This is a genomic window from Yersinia sp. 2540 StPb PI (genome assembly GCF_052217165.1).
Lineage (GTDB): Bacteria > Pseudomonadota > Gammaproteobacteria > Enterobacterales > Enterobacteriaceae > Yersinia > Yersinia enterocolitica_E.
Window position 1 is genome coordinate 671,310 of the sequence record NZ_JAZGQC010000001.1, and the last position, 19,210, is coordinate 690,519.

The window sequence follows — 19,210 nt, forward strand, 5'->3', positions numbered from 1 at the left end:
CGGCTGGGCGGTGAGAGCGAGTAGCTAACTGCCCAGCCGTTTTAACGCTACGGAGAGACCAGCGGCGGTGGTGATAGCAAATTACAAGCGTGATCTTGCAATTCTTCCACTGATGCGCGGTGCAGTTTCGTCAGACTCGCCTGACTTGCCAGTAGTAAAAATTCTCCATCAGGCAATGCGGTCATGGCTAAACCATAGCGGCCCATACTATCTTTCGCCCCAGCCACCTCATCAGCTAACAGGCGGAATGCACCTGATTGCTGCAATTCAGCAGCCGTTGTGCGCCGTACCAGATAGTCATGACCTAACAGACCACCTGGCAGGGGCTGCCACTGCTGACGGAAGTTTGCCTCTTGCGCTGCCAGCGCCGCTTTTACCTGTGGTTTCAGGCAAGAAATATGGATATGTAAATGGTCCTGACTACGCCCGTATCTTGAATTAATGGTTAGCGAGATATCAGCATCATTAATTGGTGCGCCATATTTATCGGCCATAAAGTGACGGGCTTGCCAGGCATCAAAGAAGTAGTTTGGGCTGCTGCTGGTTAACAACTGTGGGCTTTCCATGCCGCTGATTTTGGCAGTCGGCATCAGTAAATACTGCAATGATCCAATGTTCGCTTTATACACCACAAAACCAGCCGGTATATCAGCCGCGACACAAGGTTGTGGGTTATGTTCTGCGACCATATGGGGAACACATTGCTGGTTGACGATTTTCCACAGTGCATCCGCATTGCTAAAACGCAATTTATACACCGCGGCCAGCAGCACAACTGCCAGTAGTATCAGTAAAAACCACGGTTTTTTTATATAACGCGACACGGATTGCCCTCTGTTTTTGATAACGGCGGCCAGTGTAGTGATAAGTCAGCGAGGTGAGCAAACCCCATAATGCTTATTTATCATTAATGGGGTATTGACCCTATCTGGTTGGGCTTATTGGGTGGCCTTGTTTCCCCCGCCTTGCGGTAAGGTTTCATCCTCAGCGTAGTGGGCTGTGGCTATCCAGGCGGCACAAAATAACGTTAGCCGGGCAAAAAAGTAGAAAAACGCCATTAAACCAATAACGGAGCCAAAAGCCGCCCCGGACGGCGAACTGGCAAGGCGTGGTAGCATCATCGTCATGACAAACTTAATTATCTCAAAGCCGATAGCGGCAATCAGGGTACCGCGCAGTAACGCTTTTTTCTTAGGTTTATGGCGCGGCAGAATCCAGAATATCCATAAAAATAACAAATAGTTAGCCGCAATAGAGATCGACAGCGCAATCAGCGTCATAACGGGCCGTAACCAATCAATCCCCCCCAATCCTAATGCATCAACAATGGCAGATTGTGCAGCACCGGCAATTGACGTCAGTGACAGGGTGATAATCAGTGCGATAACCAACCCAGTCAGCGAGATAAAATCGCGGGCATAACGGTAGTAGAACTTTTCCTGATCCTGTGGATTACGCTCCCACACATCTCGTGATTGAGCACGAATCGCCTCGCGTAAGTTCCCCATCCAACTGATACCGGAATACAGCGCAATCGCTAAGCCAGTCAAGCCGACGGTGGTGCGCTGCTGGATTGCGGTATTTACCGTGTTTTTAAGTGTAGCGGCCAGTGTTGGATCACTGATGGTATTGACAATTTTATTAATTAATTCAGCTAATAAGTCAGGATTAGACGCCAGGACAAAACCGACTGCGGCGAAAGAAACCATCAAAATAGGGATCAGTGACAAAAAAGAAAAATACGTAATAGCTGCACCAAACTGGCTGCCCATCCGGTCATTAAAGCGATCGGTGGCACGGATAATATGGGCAACCACTGGGTAAGCTTTGATGTGGTTACTCAGCCGGGTCATATAGGAAATGGCTTTTTTGCCGGTTTCAATCCCCGCCGCCAGTGGGGCTGAGTTGTCTTTCGGTGCGTTCGGCATAATTCTCCTCAGTGGCCTTAATCCATGCCTTATGCAGATGATTATTCTACAAAATATGATACAAAATGGCAGCAGCCTGTTGATAATAGCAGAGTCGACGTCTATCACAACCTAACCAACAGTTATGCTGGGGTGTCGGTCGGAATTCTGTATGGCCACGGATATCTCGATAGCTTATGTGTGCTCAATCATCATCACCGCAGTGGTATCCACGGCCAGTGCTTCAAAAATATGTTCCACATCAGCAGAATAGCTAATGTAGTCTCCTGCGTTTAACTCAATAGCTTGGTCAACTGGGCCGATTCTGGCTTTTCCTGAACTGATAATCACATGTTCAATGGTACCGGGCATATGTGCTCGGGAGCGCCTGAGTTCACCGGGTTGAACATTAATCCGATAGATATCCCGCTGTACCCCTGTGGGGCAGGCAGCCAGCAACGTCGCGGTGTAGTTCGCCTGTTCAGAAACTGCGGCAATCCCTTCATTTGCCCTGATCACCTGAACATGCAAGCGCGGCTGGGCGATAAGCCGACTGACCGGGACATCCAGTGCCATGGCTAACGACCACAGTGTTTCCAAACTGGGATTACCCGCTCCGCCTTCCAATTGCGATAACGTCGATTTCGCGATACCTGCACGCTTTGCTAATTCCGTTACCGTCAGTCCTAACTTCTCACGTTCCCGGCGAATAGAGGCAGAAAGCAAGCCAATCGGGGTTGCTGCATGGTCTGAGTTATCGGGCATAAAGTGAGTCATTGTTCACCATATCATTCATTTGTTCATCTTGACGAACGGTTGATTGTCGTTCACCATAATAGTCACTTGTTCATTTTAATGTATTGTCTGTTGAGTGCCAAGCACTCAAATACAAAAGCATCCTGGCAGCGATTACGGAGAGAGAATGATAAAAATGAAAGCTCGCGGGGCAATGGAAATGGTCGCAGCTATGCTTATTTCCGGTACTGTGGGCTGGCCGGTTATCGCATCAGGGCAACCTGCGGTAACAGTTGTGTTCTGGCGTTGTGTATTTGGTGCATTCGCCATGTTTATCGCTTGTGCCATGCTGGGTTTACTCAAACGCGGTGTGCTCACGCGACAGCATATCGTGATTGCAGTTATCGGTGGTATTACGCTGGTATTGAACTGGGTTCTACTGTTTGGCGCTTACTCTTATGCCTCCATTTCGGTGGCAACCGTTACCTACCATACTCAACCCTTTATGCTGGTTGGGCTGGGGGTGCTGTTTTTTGGTGAGAAATTAACAGTAAATGCGCTCTGTTGGTTGCTGGTCGCTTTTGGCGGGATGCTGTTTATCATTATCGGGCAACCGGGGGCCATCACCTCCGGTTCTGACTACCTCTTCGGCATCATTATGGCGCTGGGGGCGGCATTCATGTATGCGGTAACGGCCGCGATTATCAAGCGGCTAAAAGGCTTGCCACCACATCTGATTGTACTGATTCAGTTGTTGGTCGGCGCTATTTTGCTGGCACCCTTTGTGTGTTGGTCTGATTTACCGCTATCAGGCAGCACATGGGGATTACTGTTCATTATCGGCGTGGTTCACACTGGGCTAATGTCCGCACTGTTGTACGGCGCGATTCAGAAAATCCCGACCAGTTTGGTTGGTACGTTATCTTTTATTTATCCGGTTGTGGCGATTATTGTCGACTGGTTGGTATTCGATCACCGCTTGAATATCGTGCAAATAGCTGGAGCGACCGCCATCCTATTGGCTGCTGCGGGCATGAATTTTGGCTGGAAACTACTAAGGGATCACCCGGGAGAAAGTAAGAAATATTCGTGAGGATAGAATTTAAAACAATAAAAAAGGCTATCAACCCTGCGGTCCATAGCCTTTCTGGTCTTTTACCAAACCTTAACGCATGGTTACAAACTCTTCTGCGGCGGTCGGGTGGATAGCGACGGTGTTGTCGAAATCTTTCTTGGTCGCGCCCATTTTCACGGCGACAGCAAACCCTTGCAAGATTTCATCCATACCGAAACCGATACCATGGATACCAACAATCTTCTCTTCCAGCCCTACGCAGACTAATTTCATCCGGCATGGCTGGCGGTGCTGAGTCACCGCGCTGTACATTGCAGTGAATGAAGATTTATATACTTTCACCTGATCGTCGCCAAACTTCTCGCGTGCTTGCGGCTCAGTCAGGCCAATAGTACCGATTGGCGGATGGCTGAATACCACGGTTGGGATATTACTGTAATCCAGATGCTCATCCGGCTTGTTATTGAACAAGCGTTCAGACAAACGGCGACCCGCAGCCACGGCGACAGGGGTCAGTTCAACCGCACCGGTGTTGTCCCCGACGGCGTAGATACCTTTGACGTTAGTGTTTTGGAACTTATCAACTTCGATATAGCCTTTGTCATTGGTTTTGACACCGCTGGCAGACAGATTGAGGTTGTCAGTTGACGGTTCACGGCCAATGGCCCAAATCAGGTGGTCAACGGTGACTTCAGTGCCATTTTCCAGTTGCAGCGTTAGGCTACCATCGGCGTTTTTAATCACCGCTTTTGGTACCGCGTCGGTATGCAGTGTTGGCCCTTCGGTGTTCATCACTTCAAGCAGAGTTTCAACAATCAGCGGATCAAAAGTACGCAATGGTGCATGTTTGCGCACAAACAGATGGGTTTCTGTGCCTAACCCATTGAGCACCCCGGCGATTTCTACCGCGATATAACCTGCACCTACTACGGCAACTCGCTTTGGCATCTCGTCTAATTCGAAGAAGCCATCGGAGTTAATCCCGTATTCTGCGCCAGGGATATTCGGGTGACTTGGGCGGCCACCGGTGGCGATCAGGATGTGATCAGCAGTGATTTTTTCACCGTTCACTTCCACAGTATGCGCATCAACAAAACGCGCGAAACCATGAATAACATCCACTTTGTTATTGCCTAAACCACGTTCATAAGACTGATGGATACGATCGATGTAAGCAGTACGGTTAGCGATCAGCTTTTTCCAATCGAAATGGTTCACCGTGGTATCGAAACCGTAATCTGGGCCATACAAATGAATCGCTTCTGCAATTTGCGCGGCATGCCACATTACTTTTTTCGGCACACAACCAACGTTGACGCAGGTGCCACCAAGTTGTTTAGCTTCGATCAGCGCACACTTTTTGCCGTACATGGCTGCCCGGTTGATCGACGCGATCCCACCACTGCCACCGCCAATTGCCAGATAGTCGTAATGTTTGGTCATCAGAATCGTTCCCACGTTGTTTAAAATTTGCCTAACAGTTTAACGCTTACCCGAGTTTTGTCGCAAAGGTTGCGTCAATGGCTCTGATTCGCGTGACCAATTGATTTAGGCTGTGTTTATTCTGGCACTACCCACTTCACCAGGGTATGACCATGACCCGATGGCACCAGCACGTTGTGCAGCCACGGCAACAAGGTATTCATCTGTTGTTCTAGCTTCCACGGCGGGTTAATCACAATCATGCCAGATGCGGTCATACCATGTTGGTCACTGTCCGGGCGCACTGCCAGCTCAATTTGCAAGATACGGCGGATGCCGGTGGCTTCCAGATCCCGTAACATACGTTTGATTTGCTGACGTAAAACCACTGGATACCATAATGCATAGGTACCCGTTGCAAAGCGTTTATAGCCTTCCTGAATACCTTTCACCACATCCTGATAATCCGTTTTCATTTCATACGGCGGATCAATCAGAACAAAACCCCGGCGTGATGATGGGGGCAATTGTGATTTAAGTTGTTGATAACCATCGGCACGTTGAACTTTAGCTCGCTCATCTTTAGCAAACTCATTGCGCAGCAACGGGTAGTCGCTTGGGTGCAGTTCAGTCAGATGAATTTTGTCATCTTCACGCAATAAATGGCGGGCGATTAATGGTGAACCGGGGTAGTAACGCAGTTTTTCACTACGGTTAAAGTAATTGATAGCACTCATATATGGCGCTAAATCAGCAGGTAAATCATCTCGTTGCCACAGTAGGCCGATACCATCAAGGTATTCACCCGTGCGCTCGGCATGCTCACCGCTTAACTGGTAGCGACCGGCACCGGCGTGGGTATCCAAATAAAGGAACGGTTTTTCTTTTTCCTTCAAAGACTCAATAATCAGACTTTGAACGGTATGTTTAAGAACGTCGGCATGGTTGCCGGCGTGAAAACTATGGCGATAACTGAGCATTTTATTTTAACCACTTGATATTTAATTAATTATTATTGGGTTCAACATGATTTATACCATTTGTTACCCCACCGATTACCCCACGGATTGCCGCACAACGGCGAAAACATGAGAACGAATGGAGGGAGTATAGAGCAATCTACTTCTCAGTAGCTAATGTGACTGGCTGTAACCTGATACCCATTCCAGTATGCAGACCTGCCACTAACGGTAATCTTCTGGCCCAACGGGCAAAGCATTAACTCCAGCGCCAACATATCAAAGGCAATAACCCGCAACGGGTAATCACTGCGTTTATCGCTCGATGCAAGAATTGTCGCTACAGCCATCACCTTCCCTGTGCTGCTCTGCACCCGCTTAGGGGCTTTGGTTATATGCCCCGTCACGGTCGCTATAGGTTCAGTGCTCACAACTTACATCTGATCTTCGGTATAGATACCGGCTGAAATAATGGCACCGCCGATAATTCGCTCACCGTAACCAATCGGAATAGGGTTTCCCTGTGCAACTGTATTCACAGGCCCACCAAATGCATAGCTTGGGGTATTCTCTGCTGATTGCCTTGACGCAAGTCCGCCCTGTTGCGGTGATAACATTTGCACCACCCCGCCGAGCATCATTGACGCACCAGACATGACCAACGGAACGCCCATAGGGGTAGCCCAAAGTATCGCCCCAACAGCAACCAAAACAGCTCCGAGAATGGTTTGAAATATTCCCGCTTTTTTACTGCCAATAATCACAGGGATAATCCGAATCGGAGCCTTACCATCAAGATCTAGCTCATTCTCACCAATATTCCGTTTTCCATTAAAAACAGCAAATGTAAGCCCTCTTGATTCACTGTCTAATAGGAATTGCTTAAAACCTTTAATTTGTAATCTTAAGGCTTGTATTGCCTCTGCTGGGCTTGATACATCCCAGTTATATTCCCGTCCGAATTTCTTACCTAAAACACCACCTAACACAATTTGTCTTTTCATAACCAATCTCCAATTAAATACCGTCAAAGGCTTTAAGCCGCTGTTGCTGTTTTTCGCTCAAGGTGTACGCAAAGTCTTCATGTTCAATCTGGTAAGTGCCAAAGCTCATCAGGAAGGCAATAGCCGGGTCTATCTTGTTGGCGGCTTTCTTCTTGTTCGGCTTGATGTTGGCGTTGGCGTCGGTTTCCATCACAACGTTGCTCATCGCCCAAGCCAAGACCGGATCGCCGTTGTGCTGAATTACCTTGCGGTTAACGAATACCTCGGCAGACTTGGCTACCGGGCTAAATTTCATGTAGGTCTGCGGGAACGGCTCTACATCCAGACCGGCCCCTTGTAGCTGTGTTCTAAGATGGGTGGCGTTCCACGTATCGAACCCTACCAACTTGATACTGAACCGCTGGCTATCTGCCAGTACATCATCACGGATGCGGTCATAATCGATACAGTCGCCCGGTGTGGTGCGTATCCAGCCACTTTTAACCCATTGCCGATATATGGCCCGGTTCTTATTGGCGGCATTATTCAACTGGGCTTCGGGGATATAGTGGCGGGTAAGTAGCAATACACGGTTCTCAACCGGGAACGAGTAGCACACACTGGTAATATCGCTGGTTGATGACAGGTCTAACCCGGCGTAACACTCCAGACCGGTTAAATCATCCTCGCTGTAATCGGCTATACAGGCGTCCCATGCACCAGCTCCCATCCACGGCGTTTCGCCCTGACACCAGATATTAAAGCGCTTGGTCAGCATCTCAACCCATTGAGAGGGAATGCCCCGCGCCTTATTGATGGTGTCAGTCAGTGCCGTAACATCAACAGAAACACCCAGATTAGGGTTCGCTTTAATCCATTGTTCGGGCTGCTCAACTTCGCTTTCGTCGTCCAGCTCGTAGATCAAGGCAAACAACGATTCGTTTTGTTCTTCACCGGCCAATATCTGGCAGCAATAGTCATAATGTTGCTTACAGGCTGAAACCACGTTGCTACCCGCTGTGGTGATAGCAAAGAGTATCCCTTCTGGCCGGGCACCCATTCCCAACTCAAGCGCCGAATAAACGGCGTTATCCGGGTGAAGATGGTACTCATCCACCACCGCCAGACTGGGGTTCGTCCCTTCAATGGTCGAGGCTTTGGAGGCCAACGGCTTTAACAGGCTGTTAGTTTTGGCATAAATCAATTTGTGCTGCTGGATGGTAAGGCGCTTTCTCAAGGGCTTTGAGATAAGACTCATCTGACGGGCATCATCAAACACGATACGGGCCTGATCACGACTCACGGCAGCAGTGTAGATATCCTGCTGGCCCGGCTCCATCACCAGAAACCAGTTAGCCAGAATAGCGGCTACCGTTGACTTGGCATTCTTACGGGGTACCTGAATATAAGCACTGCGGTATTTCCTGCGCCCTGTCGCTGCCACCTTGAAGCCTAGCAGACAGGCAAAGGCGAATTGTTGCCATGGCTCCAGCACGATAGGCTGGCCCCGCAACGGGCCTTTTACGTGGGGGCAAAGATGAGAAAAGGCAATAAAGCGCTCAACAATGGCGCTATCGAATGTATAAAGCGGGTTATTGCGGTCACTAAAGTACCGTTCAACGGCCTGTTTGAGTCGTTTACAGGCCGGAATTTTGCTGTTTTGAACGTCTAGTGCGTACTGGTTATAAGCGGTCAAGCTCGTCTTCCTCGTCTGTTTCTACCGGATTACGGCGACGAGACACAGGATCAAAACCCAACAATGATGACATTTTAATCATCACTCTTTCCGCCTCTGCCTTAGCGCTTATGGAAGGGTTGCGACTTTCGCTACCTTGGCTGTTTGTAATGCTGAATCCTCTGGCGAAAATGTCTGCGACCGCTTTTCTGTAAATGGAATAGTTGACGCAATACAATTCAAAGTTGTTCCAATCTGCGGGAATTAAATCACCACGTTCAGCCAATTGCTTTGCCTTCGTCTTCCATTGCAGGGCCGCAATTTCATCGAGATAAGCGGGGGGTCTTGGTAGTTTTGCCATAATGTTTTGAATCTCCATCTATTTTATTTTTAAAAAAATTGCCGCGCGTAAAAATTTGAGGAGGCGGGTGGTGCCAGCGGTCTTGGGCTTTGTCCTCAAACCTCCCCCACCCCTTGCCCTGCGCCTCGTCACCGGTTTCGGAACGCATCCATTAACTCACGGTCACGCTTCGTCATACGCTTGCCTGTGGCTTGCTTAGACGCCTTGCTATGGCTCTGTATAAAACCCTCGCGACTACGCTGTAACTCGTTGATTAATCGCTGCATCTCTTCTTCACGCATTTTTGTTGTACTCATGTATCCAATCATTGCGGTGCTTGGCGGCCTCCTCTTGCTCATGGAACTTACCCGCTTTGCGCTGCTGCTTTGTCACAGGGTCTTGCGTAGTGGTCTTACGACTGTGGCAACTGACACACAAACCTTGATGATTACTCTCCGGCCAGAACAAAACATCTTCACCACCATCAATCGGGATAATGTGATCTACTATCTTGGCGGGGGTATAGATGCCTTGCTTCTCACAGCGGACACAAAGCGGGTGAGCCTTGAGATACATCAGGCGGTACTTATCCCATCTGGGCGTATAGCCACGTTCACGACGAGAACCACGTTGCGAATCCTGTTGCACTCTGGCTTCACGTTTATGCTCAACACAACGGCCAGCTTTCACACGTATGCGGCATCCGGGATAACTACAACGTTTCAATGGATGGACTGGCATCAGTACACCCCCGGATCGCGATAAGTACTCCACAATGCAGAAATGGTCAGTGGCACCTCTTTAGCCTCAACCTCACTGACCATCGTCCGGCCGTCATACAATTGAGATACATACATCAGGCACCCCACACGAATAGCAGGATTGAACTCCAGACCGGCATCAAACCGTTTACCGATATGCTGCTGACAGACCTCCAGCGCGGCATCGATATAAATCTGAATAAGTGAATCTTCATAATCACCATCAACACGACAATGTAGCTTTGCCTCATCCAGCGTTATCATTGGCTCACACCTCCCTTACACAGCAGCTCTAACCGGGTGGCTTTCTCATCGGGTATCACTGCGGTAATGTCATAATTCATGGGCTTGCCACCCCTGACGGTAAAGCGAATGCGGTTCGCAGAACTCACGTCAGCCCGGTAACGCATCCAGATCCGAATAGTGATTTCTGACATTTCCGCACCAGAGGCAATCAACTCACGGCCACTGATCGCCTTCACCTCGGCCCAGACTGTGGCGACATCGTTCCATTGCTTTAATGGCTGGCCGGACGGTAGCTGAGTCGTGGTAAACGTCTGTATCGTCACTTTGTGTCGTAAGCCGCCAGCTCTCATAGGTCGTCCTTAGCATCGTCGGATTTCACCTGTACTGTCTGTTTCCATGCCTGACTGAATTCCTCACCACCGGCATACGCTGGCATCCCCTCACGCTCACGCGCTTCATTCGGAGACATCACACCGGATTTAATGGCGGTTTCATAACTACGGAAACGTTCTTGAGGATTGGCCCGTAGCAAGTCGGCAGTGTCAAACTCCACCTGATAGCGAACCTGAACCGGGTGACTGGCCACCAGAAGAGAGGCTTTAACCTGTTGCTCAAAATTTGTTAGCCAGGGGCGCAAGGTCTGAGACAGAAAAGCGCGACTCGCCTCGCTGAAATTGCTGTAGGTGCTGTTGGAATACTCTTGCAGGAATATCGGGCTGATATTGAATATCCGGGCGATGTCTTCAATGGTGAAGCGGCGAGAAGCCAACCACTCAGCATCCTGATTGCTCATGCCTAACTGCTCATACTTCATGCCACCTTCGATAATCGGCGTTTTACCGGCATTGCGTGCGCCTTTGTAGCGCTCCAGTGCTTCCAGTGCCTTAGCGCCTTTTGGCCCGTCTAACCAGTCACCGGTTGTCAATACGCCGGAAGCCATCAGGCCGTTATTCATCACCGACGAGCCATGACGTTGTTGAGCCAGTCCAAGCCCAACTGTTTCACGACAGACAGTGATCGGAGAACGCCCAAGGAAACCATCTTCAGTAGCATGTCGCAGGTGCAAGATTTCTTCCTGAAGGTACGTTTTTACCGTGCCGTCCGGGTGTGTAATGGTGTAGGCGAATCGGTGATTGCTCAGGCGTTTGGGTACCACGGCGCGAGGTGGGTAAGAATGCAGTGATTGCGGTTTACCATCCTTGCCCCATTCGATAACTGCATAAGCGTTACCATTGAGCAGACAATGACGCATCATCGTGCGCTTGAACTGGTAAGGGGTCTGGCAGTCATTCGGGTATTCATTCAGCAAGTAATCAACTGGATGCTCCGATAACCATTCTCTTTTCTCATTCTGAACCCGGTACAGGTAACACGGCATCGAGGCCACGGCTTCACTGATAACGGTCACAGCATTCATAACGGCTGGCAGAGATTCGGCAGTAGCAGCAGACACATGTTCACCAGCCCCCGTATTGGGAATACCCGCCAGTGCCATAAACTCATCAATGGTCATCGAGCGGCTTTCGGTCTTGCGTTTGAACGGCCACATATCACAACCCCGCCAGATAAACCCAATGGGAACGCAGAGACAGATCCACCAGCTCTGGGTGCTGAGCTAACAGTGAGCGCTTGGCAATCTGAACATCCGTTTCACGGTAGGCCGGTAAGCTGGTCACGGTGATTTCCCGTAGTTCAGCCGCCAACACAGTACGGACATAGGGCTGTTTGGTACTGTCCCACTGGTCTTTTAATGCCCTAAATCCAAAGCTCATCCCTGATATATCGCCACGCTCAACCATGGTCAGCACATCACGGCCTAACTGGGTATCGGGTGGGGTTAGCTCAAAACGCAGACCGGTAGAGTCTTCACTCAATACGAGGGTGTTTGACTGGGTGCGACCTAACAGCGCGGTATAGTCATGCTCAAACAAAGCGCGAACATCGGTACCGGCGGCAAGACTGGCTTTAAAGGCGTTGGGGGCGAACTGCTCTACAAATTCATCCCACAGTACCTCTGAGCGGCTATTCCATTTCACGGCATAGCCCACTAACTTTTTATCGCTGGTGGATAAGCTGGCGGTGCGGATCTCAAAATCGGTGTCTTTCATTGGTAAACTCCCTGACAAGAAAGGGGCCGTAGCCCCTGTTGCTTACTCTGCGATTTCGAGAACCTTGATCGCGTTGGAGTCCACCAGCCCACCACCCAGATACTTATCAGTGTGAACCTTGTAGAAGCCCGGTTCGGTGATGTTGTCAGGACGGGTGCGGGTACCAGTTTCATGATCAACAATGAAATAGCCGCGCTTGAAGTCACCTATAGCAATAACCGGCTTACCTGGTTCAGCATCGGGCATGTTTTCCAAATAGCGCACTGGATGGCCCAGCAACATATCCGGGTCGCCAGCTTGCAGACGGTCACGCCAGATATAATCACCATTACCGTTTTTAATCTTTTGCAGCATGGCAGCACTGTTGGAGTTCATCACCCATACAGCATTTTTGCGGTAGCGGCGGCGCAGCTTGAAGACCAAATCAATTAATTCATCAGCGGTAGGCGCATCACCAGCAGCAACCATTTTTTCCAGCGTTCCGAATGGGCGAACACGGTCACCAGTTGCAGCACGAGGGTATGACAGGAAGCCTTTGGCCTTTTTGGTACCGTCACCGTTAACTAAGTCGGTTTCTTCGGTTTCGATAAAGGTGTCGCTGATTTCTTCGGTCAACCAGCCCAAGATATCCACATCACTAAAATCAAGGATTTCCTGCGTGGTTTTCGGGTAAGCATAGATTGGGTTCAGCTTGATACTGACCTCTTCCAGCTTAGGCGTCGCGGTTTCGGTACGGGCTTCACCTTCTACGCCTCGACCTACCGCCGCGCCGCCCACGGACACAAGTTTTTTATACTCGTTGGATTTGGTGGTTTTGACGGTGCAAATTTGGCGCATTTCTGACTCATCAGCCAACATGCGCATAATTTCACTGTCCAGCTCAGGGATAACTGAATAGCCGCCACTCTCATTCACGGTGGTAGACAACATACGGGTTTCGCCGGTCATGATGTAATGGCGTAACTCGTCGTTGGTCACTTTCTTACCATCGTCTACAGGCTTGGCTTTGCCGCCCTGAGTGCGTTCTTCATCAGCAAGGGATTCATAACGGGTGATATCAGTAACCAGAGCATCTGCCTGAGCACGGACTTCATCAAACTGGGTGGCTTCTTCGGGGGTAAGGCTGCGTTTTTCATCTTCGGCCTTGGTCAGCAGTGAGCGCATTTGAGTGGCTAACTCGGCTTTCTTCTGGCGTAACTCTAACAATTTTTTCATAGTGGTTTCCGTAAGTGTGAATACAGACGGGAAACCAACTTAAAAGGTAAAGCCGTTTAACAGAATTCCAGTGCGGAAAGGTGGGCGCTAAACGGCTAAAGTGACGGCTCCCGTCGGAGTGTCACTGACCAATATATGACTGAAAATAATAAAGAAAACCCCTCAAATATCGAGGGGTAAACACGAGTAAGCATGAGAACAAAACATTTACAAAACTATTTATTACTCCTTAATATTCCAAGGCGCGTTTTCCATTATTGACGCCAGATATTCAAGGTGTGAATTCATTCGACGTAACTCAATAAGTTTGAGTGCTTCGATAGTATCCTCATACCTGACGCCTGATTGACACATGGCGTCACGATCAGACTTTAGGTTGTTGGTTTCAAGTTTGCTTAATGACATATTATTTCTCCATTAAATAAAGCCAGCCAGAAAGAAGCATCCATACTGACGGGTTAAGTTTCGAACAGCTATTTAACAGTTGATTATGGATTACTGCTAAAACTTTTTATATAAAGAGGCGAAAAGGGGTTGTACCACCTGTACCAAAAACAACTAACTTGTTGTTAATTAACAAATTGAAGTAAATATTCTGGTACAGGTTACCCCCTGTTTTGGTACAGGTCAGCACGGTTTTGGTACAACCATGTAAACCGACTCACTCGACATCACTATTTTTCTGCACCTGTACCAAAATGACCTCGACCTGTACCAGAATGGCCTTGAGTTGTACCAGACCTGTACCAGAAATTAATTACAAATCCCTTATAAAACAGATTTATATAATAACAAATACTTGTCTGGTACAGGTGGTACAACCCTTTTTCATTCTTTTATTGAGTTATTCCTCATCGGATAGTTGAACAATCAGGTAAGTCCGCTGCTTTATTCCACCAAGGTGCTTAAGGCGAGGGCTGAACGTCTGATAGCTATCGCCACTGGCTGGTTTCTTTAGCCTGCCGGACTCATGAAGCGTTTTGGCGAACTGTGCCGAATCAAACCCCTTTGCCATTTCACCCTTGAATGTTGCGGGCAGGACATAGAACGTCACAGGGTCGCCGTAACTTTTGCTTTCCCGGTATCCTGCCAAATCACGAATAGGGAGGCTTTCCGGGTCGTAGGGCAGTGGCGCGAACCGGCTCATACCGTAGGCACTCAAAAATGCCTCTGCCTGTTCAATAATTTGTTCTATCTCTTTGTTGCCTGTGCCGAAAGCTGCCACCCATTCGTTAAACACATGCTGTAACGCATCACGGCACCCTTGTTCACTCCAACCGGTAACAGCCTTGCCCAGTACGAGTGAAGCCTCGATAACGGCAAAGCGATCAATAACCCGCTGTACCTGCTCACCGTAACTGCTTGGAATCAGTGCCCGCCATCGGGCCTTTGCCATTGCATAGGCGGCTATAGCGTCCTGTGTATGCTCGGACAGGTAAGCAATCCACGCCCGACCTGCTGCGCCGTGGTTATGCTGCCATGCGTCCTTAAGGGCGTCGGCATGGGCTTTGCCATCTGGGTGGCTGTGAAGTTCCGTTGGTCGAGATACCGGAATATTGAGCAACCGCACCAGTTGCCCGGCGTTAACCTTGATACCTGCCCCTTTAAGGTAGGTTTCAATATCGCGCTCACCGGTACTGATAACGGCCGTTTTCCAGTATTTCAGCGCCCGGTTCCCGCCATCTTTATCACCTTGCAGCTTACCTTTGCCGTTAAACAGTGTGTAGGCCGATGTGTAAACGTGACGAGGGTTCGCGCCCTGATCCACTTCATCAAGCGCCATGAGTCCGTGATTATGCGCTTCCGCTTCGTTAGCAATACCCAGAGACGTCCCATACCACGTAAGGCGCTGGCGCTCTGGCTCACCATACAAACTTGATGCTAAATCTTCGGCTGTTGTCTTACCTGCGGTAGATTGGGCGTAGAGGTGGATGCCGAACCCGTCAGCGCCCACCAGTGGCAACATGGGCGCAGCCAGCGCAACCCCTACGGCCAACATTTGAAACGGATTACCGGCCGCCAGTCGCGCCACATTATCGCGCCAGCTTTCCGCCGTTCCTGCCACACTGTAAGCCTCTGCTGCGGCTGTTCCACCGTTAAACATGATAGGTTGCTCTGGTTCACCGATGATAGAACCATCAGGCATGATATAAGCGCCCATATGCCAACCAGAGCGAGGCGTTATACTCCACATCTCATCATCAGCGCTGCGTTGTAACCAGTCCCCTAAAGTGGCGCGTAAAGCTGGTTTTGTTGTAACATCTACACCCCCACCTTTCAGAATGCGCCAGCCCTCACGCTCACCAATATCCGCCTTTCGAATCGCTTTTGTGACAGGTAACTTCTGGCCAGATGCTTTCCAGCACAAAATCAAATATTGCTCACGATCTTCCTGACCCTTGCCGATAACTTCAAGCGGCGAACATAACCAGCTTTCATTGTTGATGATTTCACCACTGTCTTTATCTACCTTTGGCGTGATCCAGAAAATGCCATCTTTTCGGCTGAGAACATGCGGTGCGAGCGGATCACGTTCTTCTTGGCCTTTTTTGCCGCCTTCTATCGCCGTGAGTTGAACGGACATGCCAGCCCCCTTTGGTTGGTACAGTGATTCAGTAAAAGCGCGTATAGCGGCTTCTGTGCCGTTCTGTTGGCGGTAGTCGTCCCAGTCGGCTTTATGGTTAATGGGTGGCAACGTAACCCAACCAGAAACAGAAATGGCGGCTTTTTCAGCGGAGATAACGCCAACATTCTGCTTAGGTTTGCCTTTTTCGTCACATTCTCCCGGTTCGTGCCAGTCGTTATCTGCGGCAATGATGATTTTTGCCAGTGGCCACTTTGCCCGACAGACCTTCGCAACGTGGATCAGGTTGCCTTCATCCAGTGCGGCCAGTACTACCCCATCAGCCAGTAGCGAAACAGTAACGCCAGTAGCGTAACCCTCAGCGATCAACACCGTTACAGGGTGTTCGTCCTCTATTGGTGATTGGAGCCTTATCGGAATAAACGAACCTTTTTTTGTGGTACCCGCTAATAACCGTTTCGAGCCGTCAGGGTTAATCACCTGTGCGCCGGTGGTGGTGCCGTCCATTGCTTGCAGTATCAGCAACAGAGAGCCGTCACTGAGTAAGGCATTGGAGGGGCTTGGAAGGCCCTTATTGTGTAGGTACTGAGATTCACCCGATACTGTTTTAGCCACCAGCACCGCCACCTTGTCAGCTATAGCGATGTTGGGTTGAGGCTTCTCTCTGGCTGGCTTCGGCTCTGGCAAGGGCAGCGCCATTACACCCGCGACCATTTCTGCCGCTGAACGGGCGTCACACTGGTTAACCTTCATCACTAAATCCAACCCGGTACCCGCGCCACAGTGTGAGCAATAGTAGGTTCCGCGCCCCTCCCGATCATCAAATCGATAGCGGGTTTTACCGCCACAGCTTGGACACTCACCCTCGCTACGATTGGTTGGAATATCCAGACGTTGTAAAATAGCTTCCCAGTGGCCTTTGGCTTTGCTGCGAACGTCATTAACGAATGTCATTTTTGTACAGCCTCCCGTTCGAGCAAATGAACCGCCACAGGCCCGGCGAGATCCAGTGCTAACCCGATTAACTCCTTTTCGTCAGTAATATCTAAATCAACATCGGATTCAAACATCAGCAGCAAGAGCGCATTTAATTGACCTGCTTTATGCGTGGCAATATCCAGAGGTACGGGTTCTTTAGGCCGCAGTTCACGCATAGTTCACCCCCTTGATATTTTTCGCCGCTTTTGCTGCATGTTGTTGTGCAAATTCAAGAAGTTCATAACCAATATCTTCACCTTCTGGTTCACCTATCAATAATTGAGCAACTTCCAGCATACGAGAAAGGCTAAACAACACATCGGATACTTCGCATGGGGTTAACTTATCCATGATTAGCCTCCAGAACAGCGCTGAGTGAATGATTAACCTCACTATTGATGTCACAAGCTATACATATAAGGTCGAGTAGTTGCTTCGAACATTCATCACTCGCTTTATCCAAAATGGTTTCATAAAGCGAACAGGCTAAACCGGTGCGATAGAGCGCTAAATCTAATGGGATTGGCTTACGCATGGTTCACCTCCGGCAGACGTCCAGCGAAGGAAAGCACGAACTGACCGGCCAGAGAGCGGCGGGCATCTTGTTCAGAATGGGCGGTGACTGATTCACGGTGCGGCTTGGCGTTCAGGTCAGAACGGCGCACAGCGAGAAAGAGAAATTTAAAGCGAGTTGGGGTATGATTTAACATAGCTGCCTCGTTACTTGCGTTAACGTTGGTGGTTAAAGGCCCCGTTAGTGTTCGAGCACTGCGGGGCTTTGCTTTACTACAAGTCATGCAATGTAGTACATTGTCAACTTCCATACAGACTAGACTACAGGAGTTGACAATGTCAACAGTTGAAAGCAAAGAGCGCCATGTTGTGCAACTCAGACTCGATAAAGAATTATCAGAGCGTCTTGCTGCCGCAATGAAAGAAGATGGCGACGATAATAAATCAGGCTGGATTAAGAGATTGCTGCGTCGCGAACTTGATAAGCGCGGCATCGAGCCAAAAGCCTGAACAGGCTTACTCACAGTAACTCTGTGACCTACTAAAATTTCGTAGGTACGAGCATACTGTTCTGCAATATGTTGATTTTCCTCATGACTCAGATTTGAGTAATCATTTAGCATGTGTGGGTTTTGCGAATAGTTTCTAACTAGCTGCAAATCCTGCCGCGCTGCAAGATGTTGATTTAACTCATGATGGAAAAAACCATAACCCCAAAGGGCGGTATTCTCAGTACCTCCCTTTTCTTTGCCTGTAACCTGCTGATTTTCGTTGTTACATCCGTTTCGAATGACTACCGAACCTAAGCAATGTTTATGTTCAGCCGAACCCGAATACTGTTCGTCTTTGATTTCCCGACAAACGGACTGTGCGTTCCTCGAAAGAATCAATGAGTTAGCCGATTGCTCCATTTCAGCACAATTAAGTTTAATCAACAGGTTACGGTGGGCCGATAAACTCGGTGAATTGCGGTGTTTAGTATCCGACTCGCTCAAAGATAGTCGGTTCGGGATGCCAGCCAAGGGAAAGGCTTTATTCTGGCTGGCTGCTGGAGTTGTAAGCATCATGCCACCACCTCCACACGCAGACCTTTAGCTGTGTAGCCCTGAACCTGCTTACCATTCACACGAACCCGCTTTTTAGTCAGTAAACGGATGTGGTCGCCATACACATGGAGTAACTTTCCATCTAAAGCGACCTCGTTATAACCATATCGTGGCTTGTGTGACACCTGCACAAATGGGCTGCAATCCTTGCTATTAGCGGAAACTGGTGCGACAACCCCCTTATCTTTGCCAGTTACACTGTACAGCCAGAAACGCCCATCCCTCCCTGTCAGCTTTCGCGTACGAACCGGCACATAGCCAGCTTTGCGCATGGCAATACTAAACGCTGAATCATCCGGGTAATACTGGCGACGAATAATAGCAGGTACTGAAATAGCGAAACTTTGCTTAGTCCAATACTCTGTCCACTGACTAACAAACTCGATAGGCAAGCCATTAACGTTAATACCGCTGAGTACGATTTTAGGCTGAGTTTGGGTATTGCCAGCCAAGGCAGTTATTTTCTTAGATACCATTTTATTGCTCCAATAAGTTCATTATTTAGAGCCGCCGCGACAGCATTTCAGATACTGCTATTTACTTTGCGCAATTGCTCGCAAGTTAATTTCTTTTCGCTGATCAGGCGATCTTGCGTGAATTTGC

General features: G+C 49.2%; 23 protein-coding genes. 1 reads left to right on the top strand and 22 read right to left on the bottom strand.

All coding sequences use genetic code 11. From position 1 onward, the window contains the following. Positions 1 to 47: 47 nt before the first annotated feature. The 3 genes from V1956_RS02930 to V1956_RS02940 all read right to left on the bottom strand — a co-directional run bounded on the left by V1956_RS02930 (position 48) and on the right by V1956_RS02940 (position 2,672). Positions 48 to 824 carry a CDP-diacylglycerol diphosphatase gene (locus tag V1956_RS02930; protein ID WP_442824787.1) on the bottom strand — a complete coding sequence of 259 codons (777 nt, stop codon included), beginning with the start codon at positions 822 to 824 and terminating at the stop codon, positions 48 to 50. Between the two features lie 114 nt (positions 825 to 938). Next, positions 939 to 1,928 carry an inner membrane protein YhjD gene (gene yhjD, locus V1956_RS02935; protein WP_442824788.1) on the bottom strand — a complete coding sequence of 330 codons (990 nt, stop codon included), beginning with the start codon at positions 1,926 to 1,928 and terminating at the stop codon, positions 939 to 941. A 174-nt stretch (positions 1,929 to 2,102) separates the two neighbouring features. Beyond that, positions 2,103 to 2,672, bottom strand: coding sequence for a helix-turn-helix domain-containing protein (locus tag V1956_RS02940; RefSeq protein ID WP_372560684.1), 570 nt, complete (start codon positions 2,670 to 2,672; stop codon positions 2,103 to 2,105). 160 nt (positions 2,673 to 2,832) lie between these two features. Here V1956_RS02940 and V1956_RS02945 point away from each other — a divergent pair, with 160 nt between their 5' ends. After that, positions 2,833 to 3,735 carry a DMT family transporter gene (locus tag V1956_RS02945; RefSeq protein WP_442825776.1) on the top strand — a complete coding sequence of 301 codons (903 nt, stop codon included), beginning with the start codon at positions 2,833 to 2,835 and terminating at the stop codon, positions 3,733 to 3,735. Positions 3,736 to 3,807: 72 nt separating this feature from the next. On the opposite strand, the gene gorA is transcribed toward V1956_RS02945, so the two are convergent. The 19 genes from gorA to V1956_RS03040 all read right to left on the bottom strand — a co-directional run bounded on the left by gorA (position 3,808) and on the right by V1956_RS03040 (position 19,083). Then, positions 3,808 to 5,160 (bottom strand): glutathione-disulfide reductase, encoded by a 1,353-nt coding sequence (gene gorA, locus V1956_RS02950; RefSeq protein WP_442824789.1) that lies wholly within the window; start codon positions 5,158 to 5,160, stop codon positions 3,808 to 3,810. A gap of 116 nt (positions 5,161 to 5,276) precedes the next feature. Next, on the bottom strand, positions 5,277 to 6,119 hold the full coding sequence (locus V1956_RS02955) for a 23S rRNA (adenine(2030)-N(6))-methyltransferase RlmJ (protein ID WP_372560272.1): 843 nt from the start codon (positions 6,117 to 6,119) through the stop codon (positions 5,277 to 5,279). A gap of 146 nt (positions 6,120 to 6,265) precedes the next feature. Then, positions 6,266 to 6,529 (bottom strand): hypothetical protein, encoded by a 264-nt coding sequence (locus V1956_RS02960; RefSeq protein WP_442824790.1) that lies wholly within the window; start codon positions 6,527 to 6,529, stop codon positions 6,266 to 6,268. Between the two features lie 3 nt (positions 6,530 to 6,532). Then, positions 6,533 to 7,102 carry a tail assembly protein gene (locus V1956_RS02965; RefSeq protein WP_046694469.1) on the bottom strand — a complete coding sequence of 190 codons (570 nt, stop codon included), beginning with the start codon at positions 7,100 to 7,102 and terminating at the stop codon, positions 6,533 to 6,535. A 13-nt stretch (positions 7,103 to 7,115) separates the two neighbouring features. Continuing rightward, positions 7,116 to 8,777 (bottom strand): terminase large subunit, encoded by a 1,662-nt coding sequence (locus V1956_RS02970; protein ID WP_442824791.1) that lies wholly within the window; start codon positions 8,775 to 8,777, stop codon positions 7,116 to 7,118. Continuing rightward, positions 8,764 to 9,117, bottom strand: coding sequence for a phage terminase small subunit P27 family (locus V1956_RS02975; RefSeq protein ID WP_408578086.1), 354 nt, complete (start codon positions 9,115 to 9,117; stop codon positions 8,764 to 8,766). Before V1956_RS02975 ends, V1956_RS02970 begins: the two co-directional genes overlap by 14 nt. A 128-nt stretch (positions 9,118 to 9,245) precedes the next feature. Beyond that, positions 9,246 to 9,413 (bottom strand): hypothetical protein, encoded by a 168-nt coding sequence (locus V1956_RS02980; RefSeq protein WP_442824706.1) that lies wholly within the window; start codon positions 9,411 to 9,413, stop codon positions 9,246 to 9,248. After that, complete coding sequence (locus V1956_RS02985) at positions 9,391 to 9,837, bottom strand: HNH endonuclease (RefSeq protein WP_226715783.1); 447 nt, start codon at positions 9,835 to 9,837, stop codon at positions 9,391 to 9,393. Before V1956_RS02985 ends, V1956_RS02980 begins: the two co-directional genes overlap by 23 nt. Then, positions 9,837 to 10,121, bottom strand: coding sequence for a head-tail connector protein (locus tag V1956_RS02990; protein WP_025376817.1), 285 nt, complete (start codon positions 10,119 to 10,121; stop codon positions 9,837 to 9,839). The genes V1956_RS02985 and V1956_RS02990 overlap by 1 nt, the downstream gene beginning before the upstream one ends. Beyond that, positions 10,118 to 10,453 (bottom strand): phage head closure protein, encoded by a 336-nt coding sequence (locus V1956_RS02995; protein ID WP_025376816.1) that lies wholly within the window; start codon positions 10,451 to 10,453, stop codon positions 10,118 to 10,120. Before V1956_RS02995 ends, V1956_RS02990 begins: the two co-directional genes overlap by 4 nt. Further along, positions 10,450 to 11,652, bottom strand: coding sequence for a phage portal protein (locus tag V1956_RS03000; RefSeq protein ID WP_226715781.1), 1,203 nt, complete (start codon positions 11,650 to 11,652; stop codon positions 10,450 to 10,452). Before V1956_RS03000 ends, V1956_RS02995 begins: the two co-directional genes overlap by 4 nt. A 1-nt stretch (position 11,653) precedes the next feature. Then, positions 11,654 to 12,211, bottom strand: coding sequence for an HK97 family phage prohead protease (locus V1956_RS03005; protein ID WP_226715779.1), 558 nt, complete (start codon positions 12,209 to 12,211; stop codon positions 11,654 to 11,656). A gap of 42 nt (positions 12,212 to 12,253) precedes the next feature. Further along, positions 12,254 to 13,426, bottom strand: a complete 1,173-nt coding sequence (locus V1956_RS03010) for a phage major capsid protein (RefSeq protein WP_442824792.1) — start codon at positions 13,424 to 13,426, stop codon at positions 12,254 to 12,256. An 844-nt stretch (positions 13,427 to 14,270) separates the two neighbouring features. Next, positions 14,271 to 16,964, bottom strand: a complete 2,694-nt coding sequence (locus V1956_RS03015; protein ID WP_442824793.1) for a DUF927 domain-containing protein — start codon at positions 16,962 to 16,964, stop codon at positions 14,271 to 14,273. Then, a complete protein-coding gene (locus tag V1956_RS03020; RefSeq protein ID WP_050078201.1) occupies positions 16,961 to 17,164 on the bottom strand; it encodes a hypothetical protein in 204 nt (67 codons plus the stop codon). Before V1956_RS03020 ends, V1956_RS03015 begins: the two co-directional genes overlap by 4 nt. Next, the gene (locus V1956_RS03025) at positions 17,157 to 17,339 is read right to left on the bottom strand and encodes a hypothetical protein (protein ID WP_049604556.1); all 183 of its coding nucleotides are present in this window, start codon (positions 17,337 to 17,339) and stop codon (positions 17,157 to 17,159) included. Before V1956_RS03025 ends, V1956_RS03020 begins: the two co-directional genes overlap by 8 nt. After that, positions 17,332 to 17,523, bottom strand: coding sequence for a hypothetical protein (locus V1956_RS03030; protein ID WP_046694456.1), 192 nt, complete (start codon positions 17,521 to 17,523; stop codon positions 17,332 to 17,334). Before V1956_RS03030 ends, V1956_RS03025 begins: the two co-directional genes overlap by 8 nt. Continuing rightward, on the bottom strand, positions 17,516 to 18,568 hold the full coding sequence (locus V1956_RS03035) for a host cell division inhibitor Icd-like protein (RefSeq protein WP_442824794.1): 1,053 nt from the start codon (positions 18,566 to 18,568) through the stop codon (positions 17,516 to 17,518). Before V1956_RS03035 ends, V1956_RS03030 begins: the two co-directional genes overlap by 8 nt. Continuing rightward, positions 18,565 to 19,083: a hypothetical protein gene (locus V1956_RS03040; protein WP_442824795.1), complete on the bottom strand. Its 519-nt coding sequence runs from the start codon at positions 19,081 to 19,083 to the stop codon at positions 18,565 to 18,567. Before V1956_RS03040 ends, V1956_RS03035 begins: the two co-directional genes overlap by 4 nt. Positions 19,084 to 19,210: the final 127 nt, after the last annotated feature.

Coding starts and splice junctions, on each gene's coding strand:
- V1956_RS03015 (WP_442824793.1), bottom strand. CDS start 16,964: ATGACATTCGTTAATGACGTTCGCAGCAAAGCCAAAGGCCACTGGGAA.
- V1956_RS03035 (WP_442824794.1), bottom strand. CDS start 18,568: ATGATGCTTACAACTCCAGCAGCCAGCCAGAATAAAGCCTTTCCCTTG.
- V1956_RS03025 (WP_049604556.1), bottom strand. CDS start 17,339: ATGGATAAGTTAACCCCATGCGAAGTATCCGATGTGTTGTTTAGCCTT.
- V1956_RS03020 (WP_050078201.1), bottom strand. CDS start 17,164: ATGCGTGAACTGCGGCCTAAAGAACCCGTACCTCTGGATATTGCCACG.
- V1956_RS03010 (WP_442824792.1), bottom strand. CDS start 13,426: ATGAAAAAATTGTTAGAGTTACGCCAGAAGAAAGCCGAGTTAGCCACT.
- V1956_RS03040 (WP_442824795.1), bottom strand. CDS start 19,083: ATGGTATCTAAGAAAATAACTGCCTTGGCTGGCAATACCCAAACTCAG.
- V1956_RS03005 (WP_226715779.1), bottom strand. CDS start 12,211: ATGAAAGACACCGATTTTGAGATCCGCACCGCCAGCTTATCCACCAGC.
- V1956_RS03030 (WP_046694456.1), bottom strand. CDS start 17,523: ATGCGTAAGCCAATCCCATTAGATTTAGCGCTCTATCGCACCGGTTTA.
- V1956_RS02965 (WP_046694469.1), bottom strand. CDS start 7,102: ATGAAAAGACAAATTGTGTTAGGTGGTGTTTTAGGTAAGAAATTCGGA.
- gorA (WP_442824789.1), bottom strand. CDS start 5,160: ATGACCAAACATTACGACTATCTGGCAATTGGCGGTGGCAGTGGTGGG.
- V1956_RS02980 (WP_442824706.1), bottom strand. CDS start 9,413: ATGAGTACAACAAAAATGCGTGAAGAAGAGATGCAGCGATTAATCAAC.
- V1956_RS02995 (WP_025376816.1), bottom strand. CDS start 10,453: ATGAGAGCTGGCGGCTTACGACACAAAGTGACGATACAGACGTTTACC.
- V1956_RS02985 (WP_226715783.1), bottom strand. CDS start 9,837: ATGCCAGTCCATCCATTGAAACGTTGTAGTTATCCCGGATGCCGCATA.
- V1956_RS02975 (WP_408578086.1), bottom strand. CDS start 9,117: ATGGCAAAACTACCAAGACCCCCCGCTTATCTCGATGAAATTGCGGCC.
- yhjD (WP_442824788.1), bottom strand. CDS start 1,928: ATGCCGAACGCACCGAAAGACAACTCAGCCCCACTGGCGGCGGGGATT.
- V1956_RS02955 (WP_372560272.1), bottom strand. CDS start 6,119: ATGCTCAGTTATCGCCATAGTTTTCACGCCGGCAACCATGCCGACGTT.
- V1956_RS02990 (WP_025376817.1), bottom strand. CDS start 10,121: ATGATAACGCTGGATGAGGCAAAGCTACATTGTCGTGTTGATGGTGAT.
- V1956_RS02940 (WP_372560684.1), bottom strand. CDS start 2,672: ATGCCCGATAACTCAGACCATGCAGCAACCCCGATTGGCTTGCTTTCT.
- V1956_RS03000 (WP_226715781.1), bottom strand. CDS start 11,652: ATGTGGCCGTTCAAACGCAAGACCGAAAGCCGCTCGATGACCATTGAT.